The organism is Leclercia sp. S52 (genome assembly GCF_039727615.1).
Taxonomy (GTDB): domain Bacteria; phylum Pseudomonadota; class Gammaproteobacteria; order Enterobacterales; family Enterobacteriaceae; genus Enterobacter; species Enterobacter adecarboxylatus_B.
The window spans coordinates 3,688,979-3,707,042 of the sequence record NZ_CP152474.1 but is presented as its reverse complement, the minus strand read 5'-3'; the positions used below and the strand labels follow the sequence as shown (position 1 = coordinate 3,707,042).

The window sequence follows — 18,064 nt, the reverse complement described above, 5'->3', positions numbered from 1 at the left end:
TGTCCGCGATCGTCACGCCGGAAGGGGCATTCGGGGCAAGGGTATCCACGGTAAAGCTGAATGCCGGTGAGGCCGGTCCGGTATTGCCCGCGGCGTCGGTGGCCCGGGTGGTGATCTGGTGTGCCCCTTCGCCCAGCGCGGTGGCCGGGGTGAAGGACCAGCTGCCGTTGCTGTTGACTTGCGCGGTGCCGATGGCGGTACCGTTGTCGTAAACCGTGATGGTGCTGCCCGGTTTGCCGCTGCCGCTAAAGGTCGGGCGGGCGTCATCGGTGGACTGGCCGCTGGTGAGCGATCCGGTCACGCTGCCCACATCATCGGTAACGCTGTTGAGGATCGGGGCCTGCGGCGGCGTGGTATCCGCGGCGGTCACCGTCGTGCCCGGTCCGGTGTTGCCTGCCCCGTCGGTCGGGGTCGCGGTCAGGGTCTCGCCGTTGGTGTAGGGCTTGCCGAGATCGACGGTGAATTCACCGTTGCCGTTGGTCTGGCCCCGGCCGATCACATTGCCGTTGGCATCGGTGACGGTGATGATGCTGTTGGCTTCGGCGCTCCCGCTAAGCTGGGTGCCATCGGCTGAAAATCTGAGGTTGGTCGCTGCGCCCGGAGGCGTGGTGTCGTTCGGATCGGTGCCCGGCAGCGTCGGGTTACTGCCATTGCCATTACCCCCGTCACTGCCACTTCCATTGCCACTGCCATTATCACTGTCACTCCCACCACCACCGCCGCCGCCGCCACCACCTGCGGCCAGATCGCCGCTTCACCTGCCGACGCGGTAGTGGTGCCCGCCAGCAGGGCATCAACGGAGGCGATCGACTGGTAGCTCTCTGCCGCCATCGGATCGGCAATCCACCACAGGGCACCGTTACTCTCTTCCAGCACCAGCTGGCTGATCCCCTGTTCACCGGCGACAAAGAAATTTTTGAGGGTCAGGGTTTCGCCGTCGGCCAGCTTAACGATCAGGTCGTTACCGCTGCGTTCATAGTCGAGAATGTCGGCACGTTGGGCGTTGATCTTAACGATTGAAGAGTCGGCCAGCGTCACCTGAGACCCGTCTGTTACCGTTTCCACGTGCGTCAGTTTGGAGATGACAGTGATTTTACTCATGTGTGTTACTCCCGGCAGAGTGCAATGAAATGGCGAGCGGTTTAAGCCATTTCTATTGAGCAGATTGAGCGCCACCCGTAGGGAAACTGTTAAATTAAAACAATGACCCAGGGTAATTATTTAAAAGTTATTAAGAGCTGCCGATAAAACGATGGTGGCAGCGGATTTTTGCCCTGGGTATTCAGGGGGGTAAGACGGCTGGGGATATATTTCTCGGCGGTAAAATCCTTGTCTTTAATATTGGTAACAATTTCGGATTGACTAAATTTGATATAGCCAGAAAGTACTAAAAGCGCAAATTAAGCACCGGTTAATAAAGGGTTAGCGGTATTGAAGACGTTATTTGTATGCGGGGTGCGCTAAGGAAGCCAGGCGCTATGCGGGTTGGTGCGGTGGGCGCAACGCAGGGTAAGGGCAGTTATTTTAACGTTAATTTAATGGGTTAGGAATAATCCGGATGTGGAAATTGAGCGGATTTATATTTTAGTGCGGCTGTGTAAATAATTAAGCGGGGATAAAAGAGATATTCAATATGATATATCCAGAGGTGTTTTTTAATATAAATATAGAGGTTTGCTTTATTAAAATGCTCTGCTATTTAGAGCATGGTTTAAGTTAAGGCAATAACGGTATTTGGTAGAAAAAATAATGTGGTGCCCAGGTCACAATATTAATGGCATTAAGTTTGGGGTTATTTACCTGAAGGTAATTTAAATTTCCAGGCCGGGTAAGGCGTAGCCGTCACCCGGCGATGTTGCAGGAGTGCGGTCTGGTTGCCCGGCGGCGCTACGCTTGCCGGGCCTACGAGGTTAAAGTCGATTGTTTTCGGTTTTGTAGGCCGGGTAAGGCGTAGCCGCCACCCGGCGGTGTTGCAGGCGTGCGGTTTGTTTGCCCGGCGGCGCTACGCTTGCCGGGCCTACGAGGTCAAAGTCGATTGTTTTCGGTTTTGTAGGCCGGGTAAGGCGTAGCCGCCACCCGGCGATGTTGCATGAGTGCGGTCTGGTTGCCCGGCGGCGCTACGCTTGCCGGGCCTACGAGGTTAAAGTCGATTGTTTTCGGTTTTGTAGGCCGGGTAAGGCGTAGCCGCCACCCGGCGGTGTTGCAGGCGTGCGGCCAGATGCCCTCACCCCGACCCTCTCCCACAGGGAGAGGGAAAAAATTTCTTTAACCGGTAATGATGTGATTCTGGTTTACCAGCTCCTCGTACGTGGTCTGGACGTCATCCAGCGTTACCAACGTCGCTGGCGCATAGCTGGTGTCCGCTCCGTCCCGGTCAATGCTGATCACCGTATTGCCCTCACTGTTGCTGACCTGGATATAATCCCCCAGCGTGGAGCGATCGCCGTTCCAGCCGACCAGCAGCTCGCTGATGTCGATTTTATCCCCCGCCGCCAGCGAGAAGTTGCTGACGTGGTCGCCTCCGGTGTCATTAAGCACGTTATAGATCAGCGTTTCGCCCGTGGAGCCGGCGCTCAGGGTGCTGACCACCGGCTCCTCACTCTGGGCGAAGGCCGCGGTGGCTACCGTCGCGGTTGGCGGGTTCGGGGCTGCCGGGTCGACGTTAATCGACCAGATCTCGGACATCACGCTGTGATTGCCGCGGCGATCCACGGCATCGGCGGTCAGGGAGTGAGCCCCATCCGTCAGACTGGCCGGAACCTGGAACGACCAGTGGCCCGTCGTATCGACCTCCGTCATACCGATCTGGATATTCTCGCTGTAGACGAAAATTTTGGTGCCAAGCTCACCCGTACCGGAGATCAGCGGGGTGCGGTCATCGGTTGTCGCCCCGCTCACGATGGTGCCGATAAGCGAAGGGACATCATCCACCACGTCGGTAATGATCGGCGTGGCCGGAGGGGTAATGTCCCTGGCTTCTATCGAACTGGCCTCGCTGGTATTGCCCGCGTGATCGGTAGCGGTAAGACTCAGGATCTCACCGTTCAGCCTGGCGGTCGCCATGGTGAAGGAGAAGCTGCCTGTTTCACCCACCACGACTTCACCAAGCTTCGTGGTGCCTTCCATAAGAACCACCGTACTGCCCACTTCTGCGGTGCCGGTGAGCGTCACATCATCGGCAGCGATCGCCAGCTGTGCCGGCGGTTCCGGTGGCGTCGAGTCGGTGGCGGTGGCCTGACCCGGAGGGCTCTGGTTCTGAGCGGTATCGAACGCGTAGACCGTCAGCACTTCACCGTTGAGCTGGTTAGGGGCGATGTTGACGGTGAACTTGCCGTCGAGGCCGACTTCACCGGAGCCAAGCTCCGTTCCCCCGGCGTCACGCACCGAAATACGCGCGCCGGCTTCGGCTTCACCGCTTACGCTGTCGCCCGTCGTTGCCACCACGAGGGCGGACGGTGCTGTCGGGGCGGTAACATCCCGGGCAACCAGGTCCGCTGCTGGCCCTTCGTTACCCGCCCTGTCGGTGGCCGCTGTGCTCAGCGTCTCGCCGTTGAGCTGAGCCGCGCTCAGGGTCACTGAAAACGCCCCGTTAGCATCCGCAGTTGCCGTGCCTAAGGTGACGCCCAGATCGTTGCTGACCGTGACCGTCGAGTTGGCTTCCGCCGTGCCGGTGAGGATAGTCCCTTCGGTATTGAGCACCAGTCCGGTCGGGGCGGCCGGCGGGGTGCGGTCAATGGTAAATTCGAACGGCGCGGAGGTAGGGCTCAGGTTACCCGCCAGATCGGTTTCCGTCAGGGTGATGCTGTGCAGCCCATCCGCCAGGGCCACCGGCGGGGTATAGCTCCAGGTGCCGTCGTCGGCGACGACGACCTCCGCCAGCAGCAGGCCATTGTCATAGATGGCGATGGTGCTGTCCGGATCGCCCTGGCCGCCCAGCTCCGGCTGGTTGTCATCGGTAAACCCACCGTTGGTGAGCAGACCCTGGATGGTGCCCTCGTCGTCCGTCACTTCCAGTACCGGTGCATTCGGGGCGAGGGTATCAATGGTGAGGTTAAACTCCGCAGAGTCCGGGCTGACGTTGCCCGCAGCATCGGTGGAGACGGCGGTAAACTGGTGGAAGCCGTCTGCGAGATTATTAGCAGGCGTGAAGCTCCAGCTGCCGTCGCTGTTCACCACGGTGCTGCCGATGGACTTACCGTTGTCGTAGATTGTGAGGGTGGTCCCGGCCTCGCCGCTGCCGCTGAAGACCGGGCGGGGATCATCGGTGGTCTGATCGCTGTCGAGCGCGCCGGTGAGGCTGCCGACAGCATCGTCCGCGAGGATAATCATCGGTGCTTCCGGTGGGGTGGTATCCGCGGCGGTAATGCTGGTTGGCGGGCTGACGTTACCGGAACCGTCGGTTGCGATAACTTCCAGGGTCTCGCCGTTGGTATAGGGCGTGCCCAGCTCGACGGTAAATTCGCCGTTGCCGTTAGTTTTCGCTTTGCCCACCACGTTGCCGTCGGCATCGGTCACGGTGACCGTGCTGTTGGCTTCGGCATTGCCGAGCAGCTGAGTGTTACCGTTGGCGAAATGCAGGTTAGTGGGCGCGTCAGGCGGCGTAGTATCGAGAGCCGCCGGGCCCGGATCGATAAGCTTGCTGCCACCACCACCGCCGCCACCGCCACCCCCGCCAGCCGCCAGCGCAATACCGCCTGCCGCCGCCACGCCACCCAGCACCCACGGCCAGATAGGGGTATCGCCGGATGAGTTATTGACGTTGCCAGCAATCAGGGCATCGGTGGAGGGGATCGACTGGTAACGCTCCACCGCCAGCGGATCGTCGATCCACCACAGGGCGCCGTTTTCATCCAGTACCAGCTGGTGGTTGTTGACGAAGTAGTTTTTCAGCGTCACGCTTTCGCCGTTGGTCATCCTGACGAGCAGATCGTTGTTGGTGCGGTAATAGCTGGCGATATCACCTCTGCCGGCCTGAAGCTTCACCACGGAATCTTCGCCCAGTATGATCTGGTTTCCTTCTGCTACCGTTTCCTTATGCGTCAGTCTGGAGATGACAGTGAATTTACTCATGTGTATGACTCCCAACAGAGTGAAAGAAATGCTGTGTGTTTAAATTCATTTATTCTCAGCAGAGTTTAAGCGTCCCGAAAGAGACACTATTTGTCAGAAATAGTGACCTGCTGTAATGTTTTTAAAGCGGCTCATGCCAGGCGTGATGTTTGCCATCCCTGTTATTAATATGGCGATCGTCTCATTAGTGCTTAAAAATGATATAGCCAGAAAGCACTAAAAGCGCAAATGACGAAGCGGTGAAATAAATTTCTGGCGATTGATAACGCCTGTTGTAGTCTCATAAATAGACGGTTGCAGGAGGTGGGTTTGCTGGAGCCTTTGTACTGTAAGGGTTTTATGGGTTTTCCTGACAAGGAATAAGGCCGTGGGGATTGAGGCCGATCACAATTTACCGCAATAAATGCGTTAATTTGATTAATTTAATGCGGGACATTAATAATAACCCAAAATATATTATTGCCGGGATGGCAATCTCTGCCGGTGCGGCTATTAGTCAGGTTGTAATAAAAGATAATAAGACAAAAGTATGATTTTTTGACTTTATACCTGCCGCATTCGTCAATAGCTCTACGACATTAGTATTATTTCACGGGTGAGTATTATTTTTAGTTGCGCAGTCTAGAACACAACCGCAGAAGTTTCCGGATCAATTATTAATAAATATTTTCGAATAAAGTCGGGGTGGTGCGCGTTTACAAGGTGGATGTTCCCAGTGCAGCTAACCGGAGTCACCACCATGCATAAACTTACTTCTGCCTGTTTCATGCTGTTCGTTCTCGTCCAGGCGCCTCTGGCGCTGGCGATGGGCGATAATAATACCGACAAGACCACCCCGGACTGTCCGAAAGGGCAGGTATATGACAGCGTGAGCAAAAAATGCGTGCCGGATAAGTCCGGCAGCCTCAGCGATCTGGATAAAACCCACTATGCGTATCACCTGGCGAAAAAAGGGGAGTATCAGGCGGCCCTGAATCTGCTCGACACTCTGAAGGACAGCAACACGGCCGAGGCCTGGAACTACCGCGGCTATGCCACCCGCAAGCTGGGGCGCACCGACGAGGGGATTGGCTACTATCAGCGTTCGCTGGCCCTGGCCCCGAACTACGCCAAAGCGCGGGAATACCTTGGCGAAGCCTGGATGGTGAAAGGCCGTCCCGATCTCGCCGGTGAGCAGCTGAAAGCGATCGCCGCCATCTGCGGCCAGACCTGTGAAGAGTACCGGGATCTGCAGGCGGCCATTAACGGCCATCCTGAATCCTGAAACCGGGCGCGAGGATCGAAAAATCACCACCAGCGACGTTCGCCAGCAGCTTACTGTACATCTGAATCGCCTCTGGCGCTACGGCCTGGTGCTGTCGCGCAGCCGGGATATGGCCGAGGAGCTGGTGCAGGCCACCTGCGTGCGTGCCCTGGAAAAGAGCGCGCAGTTTGTGCCGGGCACGCGCATCGACAGGTGGCTGTTTTCGATCCTCCATTCGATCTGGATCTCCGATCTGCGCGCGCGCCGCGTGCGGATGGGGCAGGGCTTTGTTGATACCGAGGATCTGCTGGCCCACGACACTCACGAACAGGACGAGGATCGTCAGCGTTACCAGCAGATCATGCGTCGGGTTAACGCTCTGCCGGAGGCGCAGCGCAATGCACTCTTTCTGGTCTACGTCGAAGGCTTTAGCTATCAGGAGGCGGCCGACACCTTATCGGTGCCGATTGGCACGATCATGAGCCGGCTGGCCACCGCCCGGGCGACGCTGGCCAACACGGCGTCTGTCCCGCCTGCTGCAAAGGAGAAACGCTGGTGAAAAGGATCCGCTTTACGCCCCCCTACGGCGATGAGGCCATCGTGGCCTGGCTGGATGGCGAGATGGAGGAGAGCGACGCTGAACAGTTTGCCCGCCTGCTGCGCAGCGACGACCAGCTCGCCGGACGTACCGCCGAACTGATGAAGAGTAACCAGGATTACCGCGCGGCCTTTTCCCCTCTGCTGGACGAGGCCCCCGCGGCGCGGATGCAGGCCCGTCTGGATGCCCATCTCAGCGAACAGGGTACGCCACGCCCGGGCGTCAGCCGACGGGCGCTGATTGCCGCCTCGGTCGGTTTTCTGCTGACCGGCACGGGCGTGGGCTATCTGGCGCGCACGTTAACAGGCGAAGGATCGGAAGAGCGCGATGAGAACGCCAGCATCCGCGATCTGGAGGCGCACTACATGTCGCTCTACAGCGCCGAAACGCTGCTTGATGCCGACAGCTCGCCGCCTGTGCTGCGCCGCGGCCTGGCCCGCATCGCCCAGGATGTGGGGTTGCAGCTGCACGAGCAGCAGCTGGTTCTGCCAGACAGCGAGCTGAAGATGGTGCGCATTCTGCGCTATGAACATACCGCTATCGCCCAGATTGCCTGGAATCAGGCCGATTATGGCCCGCTGGCGCTGTGCGTCTCGGCCCACGGTCAGGGGCATTCAACCGCGATGGCCACCGAACAGCGTTACGGGATGCATATCGCCTGGTGGCACGCCCGGGGATATCAGTTTGCCCTGATTGGCCGCACGCCCGTTGCGCAGTTAGAAGAAGCGGCCCGCCAGCTGCAGGCCGCGCTGTCATAGTTTGGTGGGCTTTGCCTGGATCTCGATGGCAATGGCGATCCGATCGTCCACCACCAGCGCAAAGCGATCCATTTTATAGGCCGATCGTGAGATGGCGGTGGTGGCATGCAGGGCGATCGTCTCTCCTGACAGGCGATCGAGCCGGGCATCGAGGATCACCGGGCGGCTGAGATCCCGGACGGTGAGGGAGCCAAAGGCGCGGTAGCGATCCGGGCCGAGCTTCACCACCCGGGTACTGGCAAAGGTGATGGTCGGGTAGCGGGCGGCATCAAAAAACATATTGCTTTTGAGCTGCCAGGTGAGAAGGTTGTTGGAGGCCTGAAGCGTTGCCACCGGAATGGTGACGTTGATGCGGTCGTCAAATTCATTGTCCGGGTTCAGCGTGACCGTCCCCATCACACCCTTCAGATTCGCCCACGACGGGATGCCGCCAAAGGCGCGCCACGACAGCCTGATGGCGGTTTTGTCCGTGTCGATGATGTGCGCGATCGGCGCAGCTAAAAGCGACGGGCAAACGAGCGTGACCATCAGCAGGAGAAGAAGGCGCAGCATAAGGTCTCCCTTTCATAGAGCGCAGGTTTATTCGAGGTCAGGCCCTGCGTGTGATAAGCGTAGAGAGGCGAAAGCGCATCGGCAAGGAGGCCGATCAAAACGTGCTACAGTGAACCATTAAAATTTGATCTGAAAGGATTTTGCGATGGATGTTATTGAGGGCTTAAAACTGAAATATCCGCGTGCCCGGGCATGGGCCTTCGGGGATAACCCTGAGATGGCTAACGAACTTGCGGACCTGGTCGTCAAAGGAATTAAGACCGCCTCCTGCGGCTCGCTGGCCTCCTTTAATGCCGATGACGCCGCTCCCGGGCCCGGAAGTTACCATATTATTCTTAACGGCCAGGGCGCGCCGGTCTGCGTTATCAGAATGCTGTCTCTGCGCCTGGTGCGCTTCTCTGAGGTGACGGAAGCCTTTGCCCGTAAAGAGGGGGAAGGGGATTTGAGCCTGGCATACTGGCGCGAGGAACATAAGGCATTTTTCACCCGGGAAGGGGTGTACGCGGAGGATATGGAGCTGGTGGCCGAAGAGTTTGCGGTGGTTGAGGTGGTGTGATGTGCACGTACTTCTCCCTCTCCCTTGAGGGAGAGGGTTGGGGTGAGGGGGAGCAGGCCGCACCGGTGCATCGCCGGGTGGCGGCTACGCCTTACCCGGCCTACGAACGACAAACGCCTCACATCAAATCTCTTTAAATGCCAGCTCCAGGCGGGCCTGCAGCGGTTTAAACAGGTAGCTGAGGAAGGTGCGCTCCCCGGTTTTAATGGTCACGTTGGCGGGCATTCCGGCTTTGATCTTGTGATCGCGCAGCAGACGCACGCCTTCCGGGGAGACCTGCACTTCGGCCAGGTAATAGGGCTGCTGGGTCACTTTGTCGGTCAGGCGGTCGGCCGAGACGGTCAGCACCCTGGCCGGGACCGACGGCAGCAGGGCGTGGTTCAGCGCCGGGAACATCACGTCGACGGTCAGCCCCGGGGCCATTTTATCGATGGCCTGCACCGGGATTTTGGCGTCGATTTGCAGCGGCTGTCCGGCGGCGACGATATCCATCAGATGTTCGCCAGGCTGGATCACCCCGCCCACGGTGCTGACTTTGACGTCCAGCACAATGCCGTCGATCGGCGAGCGGATCACGGTGTTATCCAGCTCGTGACGGGTCGATTGCAGTTCGTCCTCCAGCATCGCCACCTCTTTTTGCTTATCCGTTAACTCAGACTCCACCTCCCGCTGGTACTGGTGCTGTACCTGATACGCTTTGATCCGCAGCTCGTTCTGCTGCGACTTCAGTTTGGCGATGTTGAGGATATCTTCCGAGACGGTACTGGAGATTTCCGCCGCCTCGCGCTCCAGCACCATCAGCTGGGCCTTGGGGTAGTAGTTCTTCTCGCTCAGCGCCCGGATAGCCCCCAGCTCTCTGTTGATCAGCGTGAACTGATGCTCGCGGTAGCCCTTAATTTTATTGAGGTTCTCCGTCTGCCCGACCAGACCGTCAAGGGACTCCTCGATCATCGACAGCTCGTCCTGAATATTTTTCCGCCGGGTCTCAAAAAGTTTGGCCTGCAGCTGCTGACTCTCGGCGAGGCGCTTGTTACCAGCAAAGTTTTTTAGCAGCGTATCGCTGAAGGTGATGGTCTGTGCGCCGTTTCGTTCCGCCAGCAGCCGGTCCTCGCTGGTTTTGGCGGAGATATACTGGGCGCTTAACGCGCTGTAGCGCATATCCAGCTGCAGGGTGTCGAGGCGCATTAACACCTGGTTCTTTTTCACCGCTTCCCCTTCCTTCATATAGATATCGGTCACCCGGCCGCCGCTCAGGTGCTGGATGGTTTTTCGGTTGCTGGAGACCGTCACCGTGCCGTCGGCCACTACCCCGGCATCCAGCGGCGCTTTTACCGCCCAGAGTAAAAATCCCCCCGACGGCAATGAGGATCACCGCCAGGCCGCGGAGCAACGGCGGCCAGATATTGATATCGACGAGGTCGGCGTCTGGCATCTCTGGCCCTTTATTATTCTTGTTCATGATAATGCCTCACGTGGTGATGGTTGGGTTTCAACAGGTGCCGGGCTTTCGGCTGCGGGTGCGACGGGGACCGATTTGAGCATGTTGGCCTGGCGCAGGTTGGCAAACACCTGCTCGCGCGGGCCGAACGCCTGAACGGCACCTTCGTTAATCAGCAGCACTTTATTCACTACCCCCAGCAGGGTCGGGCGATGGGAGATCAGCACCACCGTCTGCCCCTGGGCGCGCAGGGCGTTGATGGCCTTGATCAAGGCCATCTCCCCGGCGTCGTCGAGGTTGGCGTTGGGCTCATCGAGAACGATAAAGGCAGGGTTGTTGTACACCGCCCGCGCCAGACCGATGCGCTGGCGCTGTCCGCCGGAGAGCTGATGGCCGCTGGCACCCAGCGGAGTGTCGTAGCCCTGCGGCAGAAGCAAAATCATCTCGTGAACCCCGGCCAGCTGCGCCGCGGCGACAATCAGCTCGCTGTTGGCCTGACCGAAGCGGGCGATGTTCTGGGCGATGCTGCCGTCAAACAGCTCCACGTCCTGTGGCAGGTAGCCCATCGACGGGCCGAGCAGGGTTTTATCCCACTGGCAGATGTCGGCACCGTCCAGCCGCACTTTCCCGGCCAGCGGCTGCCAGACCCCCACCAGCAGCTTCGCCAGCGAGCTCTTGCCGGAGGCGGAAGGGCCGATGATCCCCAGCACTTCGCCCTGTTCGAGCTGGAATGAGACGTTGCGCAGGGTGGCCGTTTTCTGTCCCGGAGGGGCAGCAAACACCCCTTCGACGCTGATGACGCCTTTCGGGGTTGGCAGGGTGAGGATCGCTTTCGGCGCCGGGTACTCCTCCAGCAGGCGAGTAAGCTGTTTCCAGGCGCTGCGGAACTGCACGAACTGCTTCCAGCTGCCGATGATCTGCTCCACCGGGCTCAGCACGCGCCCAAGGATGATCGACGCGGCAATCATCAGCCCGGGGGTGATTTCACCGGCGATCACCAGCAGGGCGCCGGCCCCCAGCGATACGGACTGCAGCAGGACGCGGACAAAGCGGCTCAGGCTGCTGTAGACCGCCGATTTATCGGCAATGTGGGTCTGGAGCACCATCACTTTGGTATGGCCTTCCAGCCAGTGCTTTTTCAGGGTGGCAAGCATCCCCATGGCTTCGATGGTGTCGGAGTTCTGGAGTTGCTTGTTAAGGATGATCGAGTTGCTGACGCTCAGCATCTGCGCCTGTTGAATCGGCCTTTTGGTGGAGAGCTCCGTGAGCAGCGTCAGGCAGAGTAAAATCAGGATCCCGCCGAGGGACAGATAACCCAGCAGGGGATGGACCAGGAACGCCACCAATAAATAGAAGGGCGTCCAGGGAATATCGAGCAGAGCGAACAGACTGTTGCCGGAGAGGATCTGGCGGATCTGCGCCAGCTCGTTCAGCGCCTGCGCCGGGTTATTATCCCCCGTCGCAATTTTGCGCTTAAAGGCAGCATTAAAGACCAGCTGATTTAACTTCACGTCGAGCCGGTTGCCCAGCCGGGTCATCACGCTGGAGCGGGCGAACTCAATCATTCCGATGACGGTATATAACCCGATGATGAGTAACGTGAGCATCAGCAGGGTGGTGGTGTTCTGGCTGGCCAGAACCCGGTCGTACACCTGTAGCATATAAATTGCCGGCGCCAGCATAAGCATATTTATCACGCTGCCAAAAAACAGCAGGGTAATAAATGCAGGCCTGGTCCCCTTGAGGGCGTTTTTCAGTTCTGTTGACTTATACTGGCGCGGCATAGGGTGCTCCTTATTAAATCAATGACGTCGTGTTATCGATGACCGTGGTGCTTAACCCAGCTGGAAATCCGTCAACTGAATAGAGCTGACTGCCGTATTCAGTAACGTGATTTTGTCGCCGTTGGCGAAGTTCAGGACCGTCGACGTCCCGCTGGTGGTCATCGTGATATTGCTGTTGAAGTTGGCGGCAGTAATGCCCCGCGCCTGCAGGTTGAGCAGATCCTGACCGCCGGTCGGGTTACTGTCGAAGTCGGTAATGGTGTCCTGCCCGAAGTTGGCCCCGAAGATAAAGAAGTCGTTGCCGCCTGCGCCGGTGAGGGTGTCATTCCCGCCCGCGCCGTTCAGTCGATCCACGCCCGTGCCGCCGGTGAGGGTGTTCGCCAGGGCGTTACCGGTCCCGGTGAAGCCGCCGTTGCCGGTAAAGGTCAGCACTTCGACATCCTGGGTCAACGTATACGTGTTGAGGCTCACCCGGACGGTATCGGTCCCGCCGTTAACCCCTTCAACCACCGTATCGCCCGCGTTATCCACGGTGTAGGTGTCGTTTCCGAGCCCGCCGGTCATGGCGTCGGCACCCAGGCCGCCGTCAAGGCCATCGTTACCGTTTCCGCCGATCAGGGTGTCGTTTCCGGCCAGACCGAACAGGGTATCGTCACCGTCCATCCCGTTGAGTGTGTCGTTGCCTCTGCCGCCGGTCATGGTGTTGGCCAGCGCGTTGCCGGTGCCGTTGAAGTTGCCCGTTCCGGTATAGGTCAGGTTTTCGAGGTTGTCGGCCATCACGTAGCTGGCGGCGGTAACCTCGACCAGATCGGTCCCGGCGTTGACGGCCTCGGTGATGACGTCGCCCGCATCATCCACGTGGTAGGTGTCGTTGCCGACCCCGCCGGCCATCTGGTCAGCCCCCGCGCCGCCGTCCAGGTCGTCATTGCCCGTCCCGCCGATCAGCACGTCATCGCCCGCCAGGCCGAGCAGGGTGTCGTTACCCGCGCCGCCGTCGATATAGTCGCTGCCGGCCGTGCCGAACAGGGTGTTGGCCCCGTTGTTGCCGGTCACGATATTGCCGACCAGCTGGGTCGGGGCGGAGGTCAGGGTCACCGACGGGTTGCCCTCATCGTCAGTGACGGTCACAACCACCCGCAGCTGCCGCTCCATCGTGGCCTGCGTCGGGACAAAGGTGGCCGCCGTAGCCCCGACAATGTTGATAAAGCCCAGACCCGAGCTCATCTGCCACTGGTAGCGGAAGTTGTTGCCGTTGGTCAGGCCGTCGCCATCGGTGATGCCCGAGACGTCAGCCGTTACCGCCAGGGTGCGGGTTGGCGTCAGGTCGCTGACCACCGGTACGCCCCGGGTCGGTTGATCCCGTGGACCTACCGCGCTGGTGACGGCCGACACCAGGGATTCCGCATCGCCCATCCGGTCGGTGAAGCTGGCGTTCACCCGCAGCTGCGTGCCGGCGAGGTTATCGCCTACCCGGAACTCGGTGCCGGTGGCCTGGTCGCGCCACTGGCCGCCAATCAGCGCCTGCCAGGTGTAGGTAATCGGCAGGTTGCCCGCCAGACCGTTGCCATCCGCCAGGTTAGCGGTGTTGACCCGCAGCAGATCGCCCACCCCCGGCGCACTGTTGCTGATGTTGACGTCGCCGGTGGCCTTTTGCGCCGTCACCCACAGCTGGGTATTGTCGCCAAATTCCAGCTTCTCCATGTTTAGCAGGCGGTCGGTGCCGTCCCCGAATGGCAGAGTAGCGGAGACGGTGGCATGGTTGACCGTCAGGCTACCGTCAGCGTTGCGGGTAAAGTTGTAATTGCCGTTAACGTCGCGGTAGAGCGCAATGTCGGTTTCGCCTTTGTTACCGTCATTGAGGATCTCACGCACGATGTGCAGCTGGCCCGGATTGAGGGTGCCATTCAGCATCTCGACCTTCAGCTCGTTCATGCTGTCGGCGCTCTTGATCACCGCACCGTTGGCGTCGCGTACTTCGATCCGCACGTTCAGCCAGGCATCGCCATCGATAATGTCATTGCCCGCTTTACCCATGATGCGGTCGCTGCCGCCGCCGCCGAGGAGAATGTCCGCGCCGTTGTCCGGGTTCAGCACCACGCCATTCACCGCGCCGTTGATCAGATTGCTGCCAACCACCTTATCCAGGCCGTTGATCCGTGCCACGCCTTCAAGGGTCAGGTTGTTGGAGAGCGGGGTTCCCTGAACCGGGGCAGTACCGAGTGGCTGATCGGTGCCGGTGAGCACATCGTTAAATTTCCAGCCCGACAGCCCTTCCACCAGGTCGAAACGATCGCGCAGGATAAACTCCTGCTGGTTCACGAAGATCGGAATTCCGAGGTCGGAGTTCGCGCCGACAACGTCGCCCTTGTGGATCGCCCAGTCGAAGCCCGCCATCCCGTTGTTACGCTGGATACCGGCCCCCTGAACCATGATGTCATCGCCCGCTTCGCCGTCGTAGTCGGTGTCGTTCCCCTGACCGTTCAGCACGTCGTGGCCGACAATGGTACTGTTGAAGAACAGCTCAGAGTTCTCACCCGTCAGGGAGTCAAAGCCATCGCCGCCTTCCAGCCAGTCGTCACCTTCGTTGCCCAGCAGCGCGTCAGCGCCGGAGCCGCCGAGGATAAAGTCATTATCCAGCCCGCCGAATACCTCCTGCGCATCCTCGCCCACGACAATGAAGTCCTGGCCGCTGCCACCGAAGCTCAGGTCGTTACCGTTGCCGGAGAAGATGACGTCGTTCCCGGCATCACCGTGCAGGAAGTCGGCCCCGCCGACCGGCGTACCGGTGTCGGTGATGATGTCGTCCCCGTCGCCGCCGTGCACGGTATCAGCTTCATCGCCGCCGTCGAGACGGTCGTTACCGCCGTCACCCCACAGGCTGTCGATGCCTTTGCCGCCGATTAAGGTGTCGTTCCCGGCAGAGCCGCCGAGCACCACGTGTCCGTCACCGGAGTATTTCAGGTACGCGCCGTCCGCCTTGCCGTCGCCGTTGACATCCGCCCCGGCCGCTTTACGAATCACCAGCGGGGTGAGCAGATCTTTCAGCGCGTTACCCCATTTTGGATCGGCCCCCATCTGTACGCCGGTGTTCACTTCCAGCACGTGATCCGGGGTCATGAACAGTTTGGCGTGGACGTGGGAGGAGCCCTCATCGCCCAGATCGCTGTTACGCATCACCAGCGCCGCAAAGGAGTTGGCCTCCAGCTGGTTGAGCATGTTCAGCCCCTGGGTACGGCTCAGGTAGTAGAAGCGGTCCCCGTCCTGCAGCATCTCCATTTGCGTCTCAAAGACGAAGTTAAAGGTAGAGCCGAGCATGCCGCCGAACTCCATTTTCCGTTCCGCCAGGCCACCAATCCAGAAGTCGACCATGTTCAGGCCGGACTCTTTGCTCGCCCAGGCCCCGGTGCTGTTGAAGAAATCAAAGGCATCGGCGCGGGTGGCATCGTCGGCCGGGCCAAACAGCAGGAATTCGACCGCCGCGCGTTTTTCGGCAATGGTGGTGGCGTTGAGGATCAGCTGATGCTGGCCGTAAGCGGCCATAAAGTTGAGGATCGAGGCGGTATTTTTCAGGTTCGCGGCGAAATCGGCCCAGCTCTCATAGGGTTTCAGCTCGCTGTTGCCCGTCAGCTCGAAGAACTGCGCACGGGCCTGGTTGAAGGTCGGCATAAAGGTGTCGCGGCCGCGGGCGATGTTGAGAGCACCAAGATCCAGCGGCAGGCCGACCAGGTTATTACGCAGCGCTCCGGTCAGGAACTCATCGATCTCATTCCCCACCTGACGGGTCATGCCGCGCACGATGGCGCCGATGGCTGCCTGGTTGTCCATTGAGCCGTTGTTATCGAAGGCCAGCGGGTTGAGGAAGGCCTGGATCAGACCCAGGTCATCGCTCTGCATATCAAAAGTGGTGCGATCCACGGTCTCGGTCAGCATCGAGTGGCCGAAGCGGTACACCACGTGGGCGAACTCCGCGAAGATCGCCGGGTTGATGTCGGCGGTGTTCGAGAAGACGAACGGGTCGACCGCCGGCTGCACGGAACGGGCAAACTCTTCAAACACCAGGTGCTGGTATTCCATCTCGGTGGTGAAGCGACCGGCCTGGAACAGGTATTCGCCGTTCCACACCAGGGTGCTGGTATCCGCCGGGATCTCGGTGATCTGGTGGTTTGGCATCAGCCACTGGTTAATTACGCTGATATCGCCGGAGCCCAGGATAGTGGCTTTGTACTGCTCCACCAGACGGTTATGTTCGTCGTGGAATACCGAGTGCACCGCGGTTAAGCCGATGTTCTCGTTGCCGCGACCGTCGCCAGTGATGAAGTGGCGGTCGAGCAGTTCGTTATCGTAGGTGCCGGCTTCCGGCGCACCGCCGATGGCATCATTGGTATCGGCCAGCAGGTTGCCGTTGGCGTCAAATTTCGGTACCGCAGTGTGTGCGATGTCATCGAGGAAGGCATGGCCGGTGCGCAGGGTGTCGGAAGGCAGTAAACCGCCGTTGGCCTCCACCAGCCCGTGAAGGGTGACAATCTGCACCTTGCCGTTGGCGCTCAACATCAGGTTGCCGTAGCGGTCGGTCGCCAGCAGCGGCACGTTGAAAATATCCGCATCGGTCAGCTGAATGCCAAGGAACTGCAGGGCATGAGCTTTGACCTCACCCCAGGTGGCGATCCCGTGTGCGCCATTCAGCAGATGACCGGTTGGCTCGGGCTTGCCATCGATGATGGTGAATTCGCGCAGGAAGATCTGGTGCGACGGATGGGAGGTGTAGGTCTGGTTCTGATCGATCCACGGGGTGGTGGTGTTGACGGTGTTGTGGGTGGCATCCACCTTGGCCCGGGTGAGGATCATGAAGTTGGTCGGGGAGCCCTCTTTGTACAGCGGATCGTCCGGCATCAGCGGGATAAAGACGATCCCGTTCCCCTCTTTGGGGATCAGATCCAGACCGTGGTCAAAGAACTGGCCGAAGAAGGTCATCCAGCCGTTGAAGGCGGGCGACAGACCAATATCCGGGGAGAGGTTCGGGATGGACAGGCTGCCGTTCTCGCTGGTGCCGCCCCCCGGGGGCGTCTTTGAGTCCGTCCGCTGCTTCCACTGCCGCCGGGTTGTTAGTGCTCTGGTCGGAAATAATATTACTGATGGTGCGCGGGTCAGAATCGGTCACCACGCCGTTAGGGCCGGAGATACTCAGATATTTGGCCAGCTCTGGGTTGTTCTGAATGGCTTGCAGATCCAGCGGCACCAGTCTTGGCATGGTCTGGTCGGCAGAGCCGTACAGCTCCTGGCCCGGTAACAGGTTGTTCCAGGAGCCGTCCACGGTACGTATGCCGTACGGGAGCAGCGGGTCACCTACCGCATCGCGTAGCGCATCGCCGTTGACGGTGCCATCGGCATTCGTGGCGGATTCGGAGATCTTGATCTGCTTGAGAATAAATTCGAGGTCATGCAGCGTGACAGTAAAATCATATTGTTCGGCCATAATTAATTACCTCAATCTTGAATCGCTATCATCATTCGTTTTCGCTGTTTAAAAGGTGAGCGAAAAGAACGTGCCGGGTCATACGGGATTACGCTATTACTGGTGATTGCATTAATGTGCTCCGTGTTAACTCGTTAATGACAATACCCTTTCGCCCACTATTTCCGGGGTGGCGGGAGTGAATTTTGGGTAAGTTTATTTATCCCTCCGGTGGAGAGATAAATAAAATCACTAACGGACTCGACGCTTCGAATGTATATGTACATTCAAAGGGTTAGGGCCAGGGGTGACAATGTTTTAGCGGGGCTTAACGAATGTTTAAAAGTGTTATCACATGTTACTGTCTCGCTATAAAGTTAACTATGAAGGGTCTTTATCTTCCCACAATCATACTTTTTTATGAGCACTGAGAGGCCCGGTTATTATTTTATCTACGCCATTTTTGCAGAGTTGTACAACTCTCATCGCGCTGTCTATATTTTCGAAATTATTTTGATCGGGTTTCTGTTGAGCTTTAAAATTATTTAGCAGGCGAATTTATTTTTTTAATTTCTGGGGTGGCAAGAATAATATTACCAGGCGAAGTAATATT

11 protein-coding genes and 1 pseudogene are annotated in these 18,064 nt (G+C 58.8%); 4 read left to right on the top strand and 8 right to left on the bottom strand.

The window, feature by feature from the left end; all coding sequences use genetic code 11:
- Window positions 1–2: 2 nt before the first annotated feature.
- The 3 genes and pseudogenes from AAHB66_RS17695 to AAHB66_RS17685 form a co-directional block, all read right to left on the bottom strand.
- Window positions 3–541: pseudogene (locus tag AAHB66_RS17695) on the bottom strand (Ig-like domain-containing protein); the annotation flags it as partial.
- Window positions 496–1,101 carry a BapA prefix-like domain-containing protein gene (locus AAHB66_RS17690; RefSeq protein ID WP_347113836.1) on the bottom strand — a complete coding sequence of 202 codons (606 nt, stop codon included), beginning with the start codon at window positions 1,099–1,101 and terminating at the stop codon, window positions 496–498. The pseudogene AAHB66_RS17695 and the gene AAHB66_RS17690, both read right to left, overlap by 46 nt.
- 1,164 nt (window positions 1,102–2,265) lie before the next feature.
- A complete protein-coding gene (locus AAHB66_RS17685; RefSeq protein ID WP_347113835.1) occupies window positions 2,266–5,070 on the bottom strand; it encodes an Ig-like domain-containing protein in 2,805 nt (934 codons plus the stop codon).
- Between the two features lie 739 nt (window positions 5,071–5,809).
- Here AAHB66_RS17685 and AAHB66_RS17680 point away from each other — a divergent pair.
- From AAHB66_RS17680 to AAHB66_RS17670, 3 genes are read left to right on the top strand one after another with little or no spacing between them, the layout of a single operon-like run.
- Window positions 5,810–6,334 carry a tetratricopeptide repeat protein gene (locus tag AAHB66_RS17680; protein WP_347113834.1) on the top strand — a complete coding sequence of 175 codons (525 nt, stop codon included), beginning with the start codon at window positions 5,810–5,812 and terminating at the stop codon, window positions 6,332–6,334.
- Window positions 6,321–6,872 (top strand): sigma-70 family RNA polymerase sigma factor, encoded by a 552-nt coding sequence (locus tag AAHB66_RS17675; protein ID WP_347116515.1) that lies wholly within the window; start codon window positions 6,321–6,323, stop codon window positions 6,870–6,872. The genes AAHB66_RS17680 and AAHB66_RS17675 overlap by 14 nt, the downstream gene beginning before the upstream one ends.
- Window positions 6,869–7,669: a hypothetical protein gene (locus AAHB66_RS17670; protein ID WP_347113833.1), complete on the top strand. Its 801-nt coding sequence runs from the start codon at window positions 6,869–6,871 to the stop codon at window positions 7,667–7,669. The genes AAHB66_RS17675 and AAHB66_RS17670 overlap by 4 nt, the downstream gene beginning before the upstream one ends.
- Here AAHB66_RS17670 and AAHB66_RS17665 read toward each other — a convergent pair.
- Window positions 7,664–8,221: a YceI family protein gene (locus AAHB66_RS17665; RefSeq protein WP_347113832.1), complete on the bottom strand. Its 558-nt coding sequence runs from the start codon at window positions 8,219–8,221 to the stop codon at window positions 7,664–7,666. The genes AAHB66_RS17670 and AAHB66_RS17665 overlap by 6 nt on opposite strands.
- Before the next feature lie 145 nt (window positions 8,222–8,366).
- Between AAHB66_RS17665 and AAHB66_RS17660 the strand changes: the two genes are divergently transcribed.
- Window positions 8,367–8,777 (top strand): ASCH domain-containing protein, encoded by a 411-nt coding sequence (locus tag AAHB66_RS17660; protein ID WP_347113831.1) that lies wholly within the window; start codon window positions 8,367–8,369, stop codon window positions 8,775–8,777.
- Window positions 8,778–8,900: 123 nt separating this feature from the next.
- On the opposite strand, the gene AAHB66_RS17655 is transcribed toward AAHB66_RS17660, so the two are convergent.
- From AAHB66_RS17655 to AAHB66_RS17640, 4 genes are all read right to left on the bottom strand, one after another.
- Window positions 8,901–10,139, bottom strand: a complete 1,239-nt coding sequence (locus AAHB66_RS17655; protein ID WP_347113830.1) for an HlyD family type I secretion periplasmic adaptor subunit — start codon at window positions 10,137–10,139, stop codon at window positions 8,901–8,903.
- A 93-nt stretch (window positions 10,140–10,232) separates the two neighbouring features.
- Window positions 10,233–11,999, bottom strand: a complete 1,767-nt coding sequence (locus AAHB66_RS17650; protein WP_347113829.1) for a type I secretion system permease/ATPase — start codon at window positions 11,997–11,999, stop codon at window positions 10,233–10,235.
- A 51-nt stretch (window positions 12,000–12,050) separates the two neighbouring features.
- Entirely contained in the window at window positions 12,051–16,970 is a 4,920-nt protein-coding gene (locus tag AAHB66_RS17645) for a peroxidase family protein (RefSeq protein ID WP_347113828.1), read from the bottom strand.
- Entirely contained in the window at window positions 16,945–17,472 is a 528-nt protein-coding gene (locus AAHB66_RS17640; RefSeq protein ID WP_347113827.1) for a hypothetical protein, read from the bottom strand. Before AAHB66_RS17640 ends, AAHB66_RS17645 begins: the two co-directional genes overlap by 26 nt.
- Between the last annotated feature and the right edge of the window lie 592 nt (window positions 17,473–18,064).

Excerpts from the sequence above, each read along its gene's own strand:
- AAHB66_RS17680 (WP_347113834.1), top strand. The coding sequence starts at position 5,810 with ATGCATAAACTTACTTCTGCCTGTTTCATGCTGTTCGTTCTCGTCCAG.
- AAHB66_RS17645 (WP_347113828.1), bottom strand. The coding sequence starts at position 16,970 with ATGACCTTCTTCGGCCAGTTCTTTGACCACGGTCTGGATCTGATCCCC.
- AAHB66_RS17690 (WP_347113836.1), bottom strand. The coding sequence starts at position 1,101 with ATGAGTAAAATCACTGTCATCTCCAAACTGACGCACGTGGAAACGGTA.
- AAHB66_RS17660 (WP_347113831.1), top strand. The coding sequence starts at position 8,367 with ATGGATGTTATTGAGGGCTTAAAACTGAAATATCCGCGTGCCCGGGCA.
- AAHB66_RS17685 (WP_347113835.1), bottom strand. The coding sequence starts at position 5,070 with ATGAGTAAATTCACTGTCATCTCCAGACTGACGCATAAGGAAACGGTA.
- AAHB66_RS17665 (WP_347113832.1), bottom strand. The coding sequence starts at position 8,221 with ATGCTGCGCCTTCTTCTCCTGCTGATGGTCACGCTCGTTTGCCCGTCG.
- AAHB66_RS17650 (WP_347113829.1), bottom strand. The coding sequence starts at position 11,999 with ATGCCGCGCCAGTATAAGTCAACAGAACTGAAAAACGCCCTCAAGGGG.
- AAHB66_RS17640 (WP_347113827.1), bottom strand. The coding sequence starts at position 17,472 with ATGGCCGAACAATATGATTTTACTGTCACGCTGCATGACCTCGAATTT.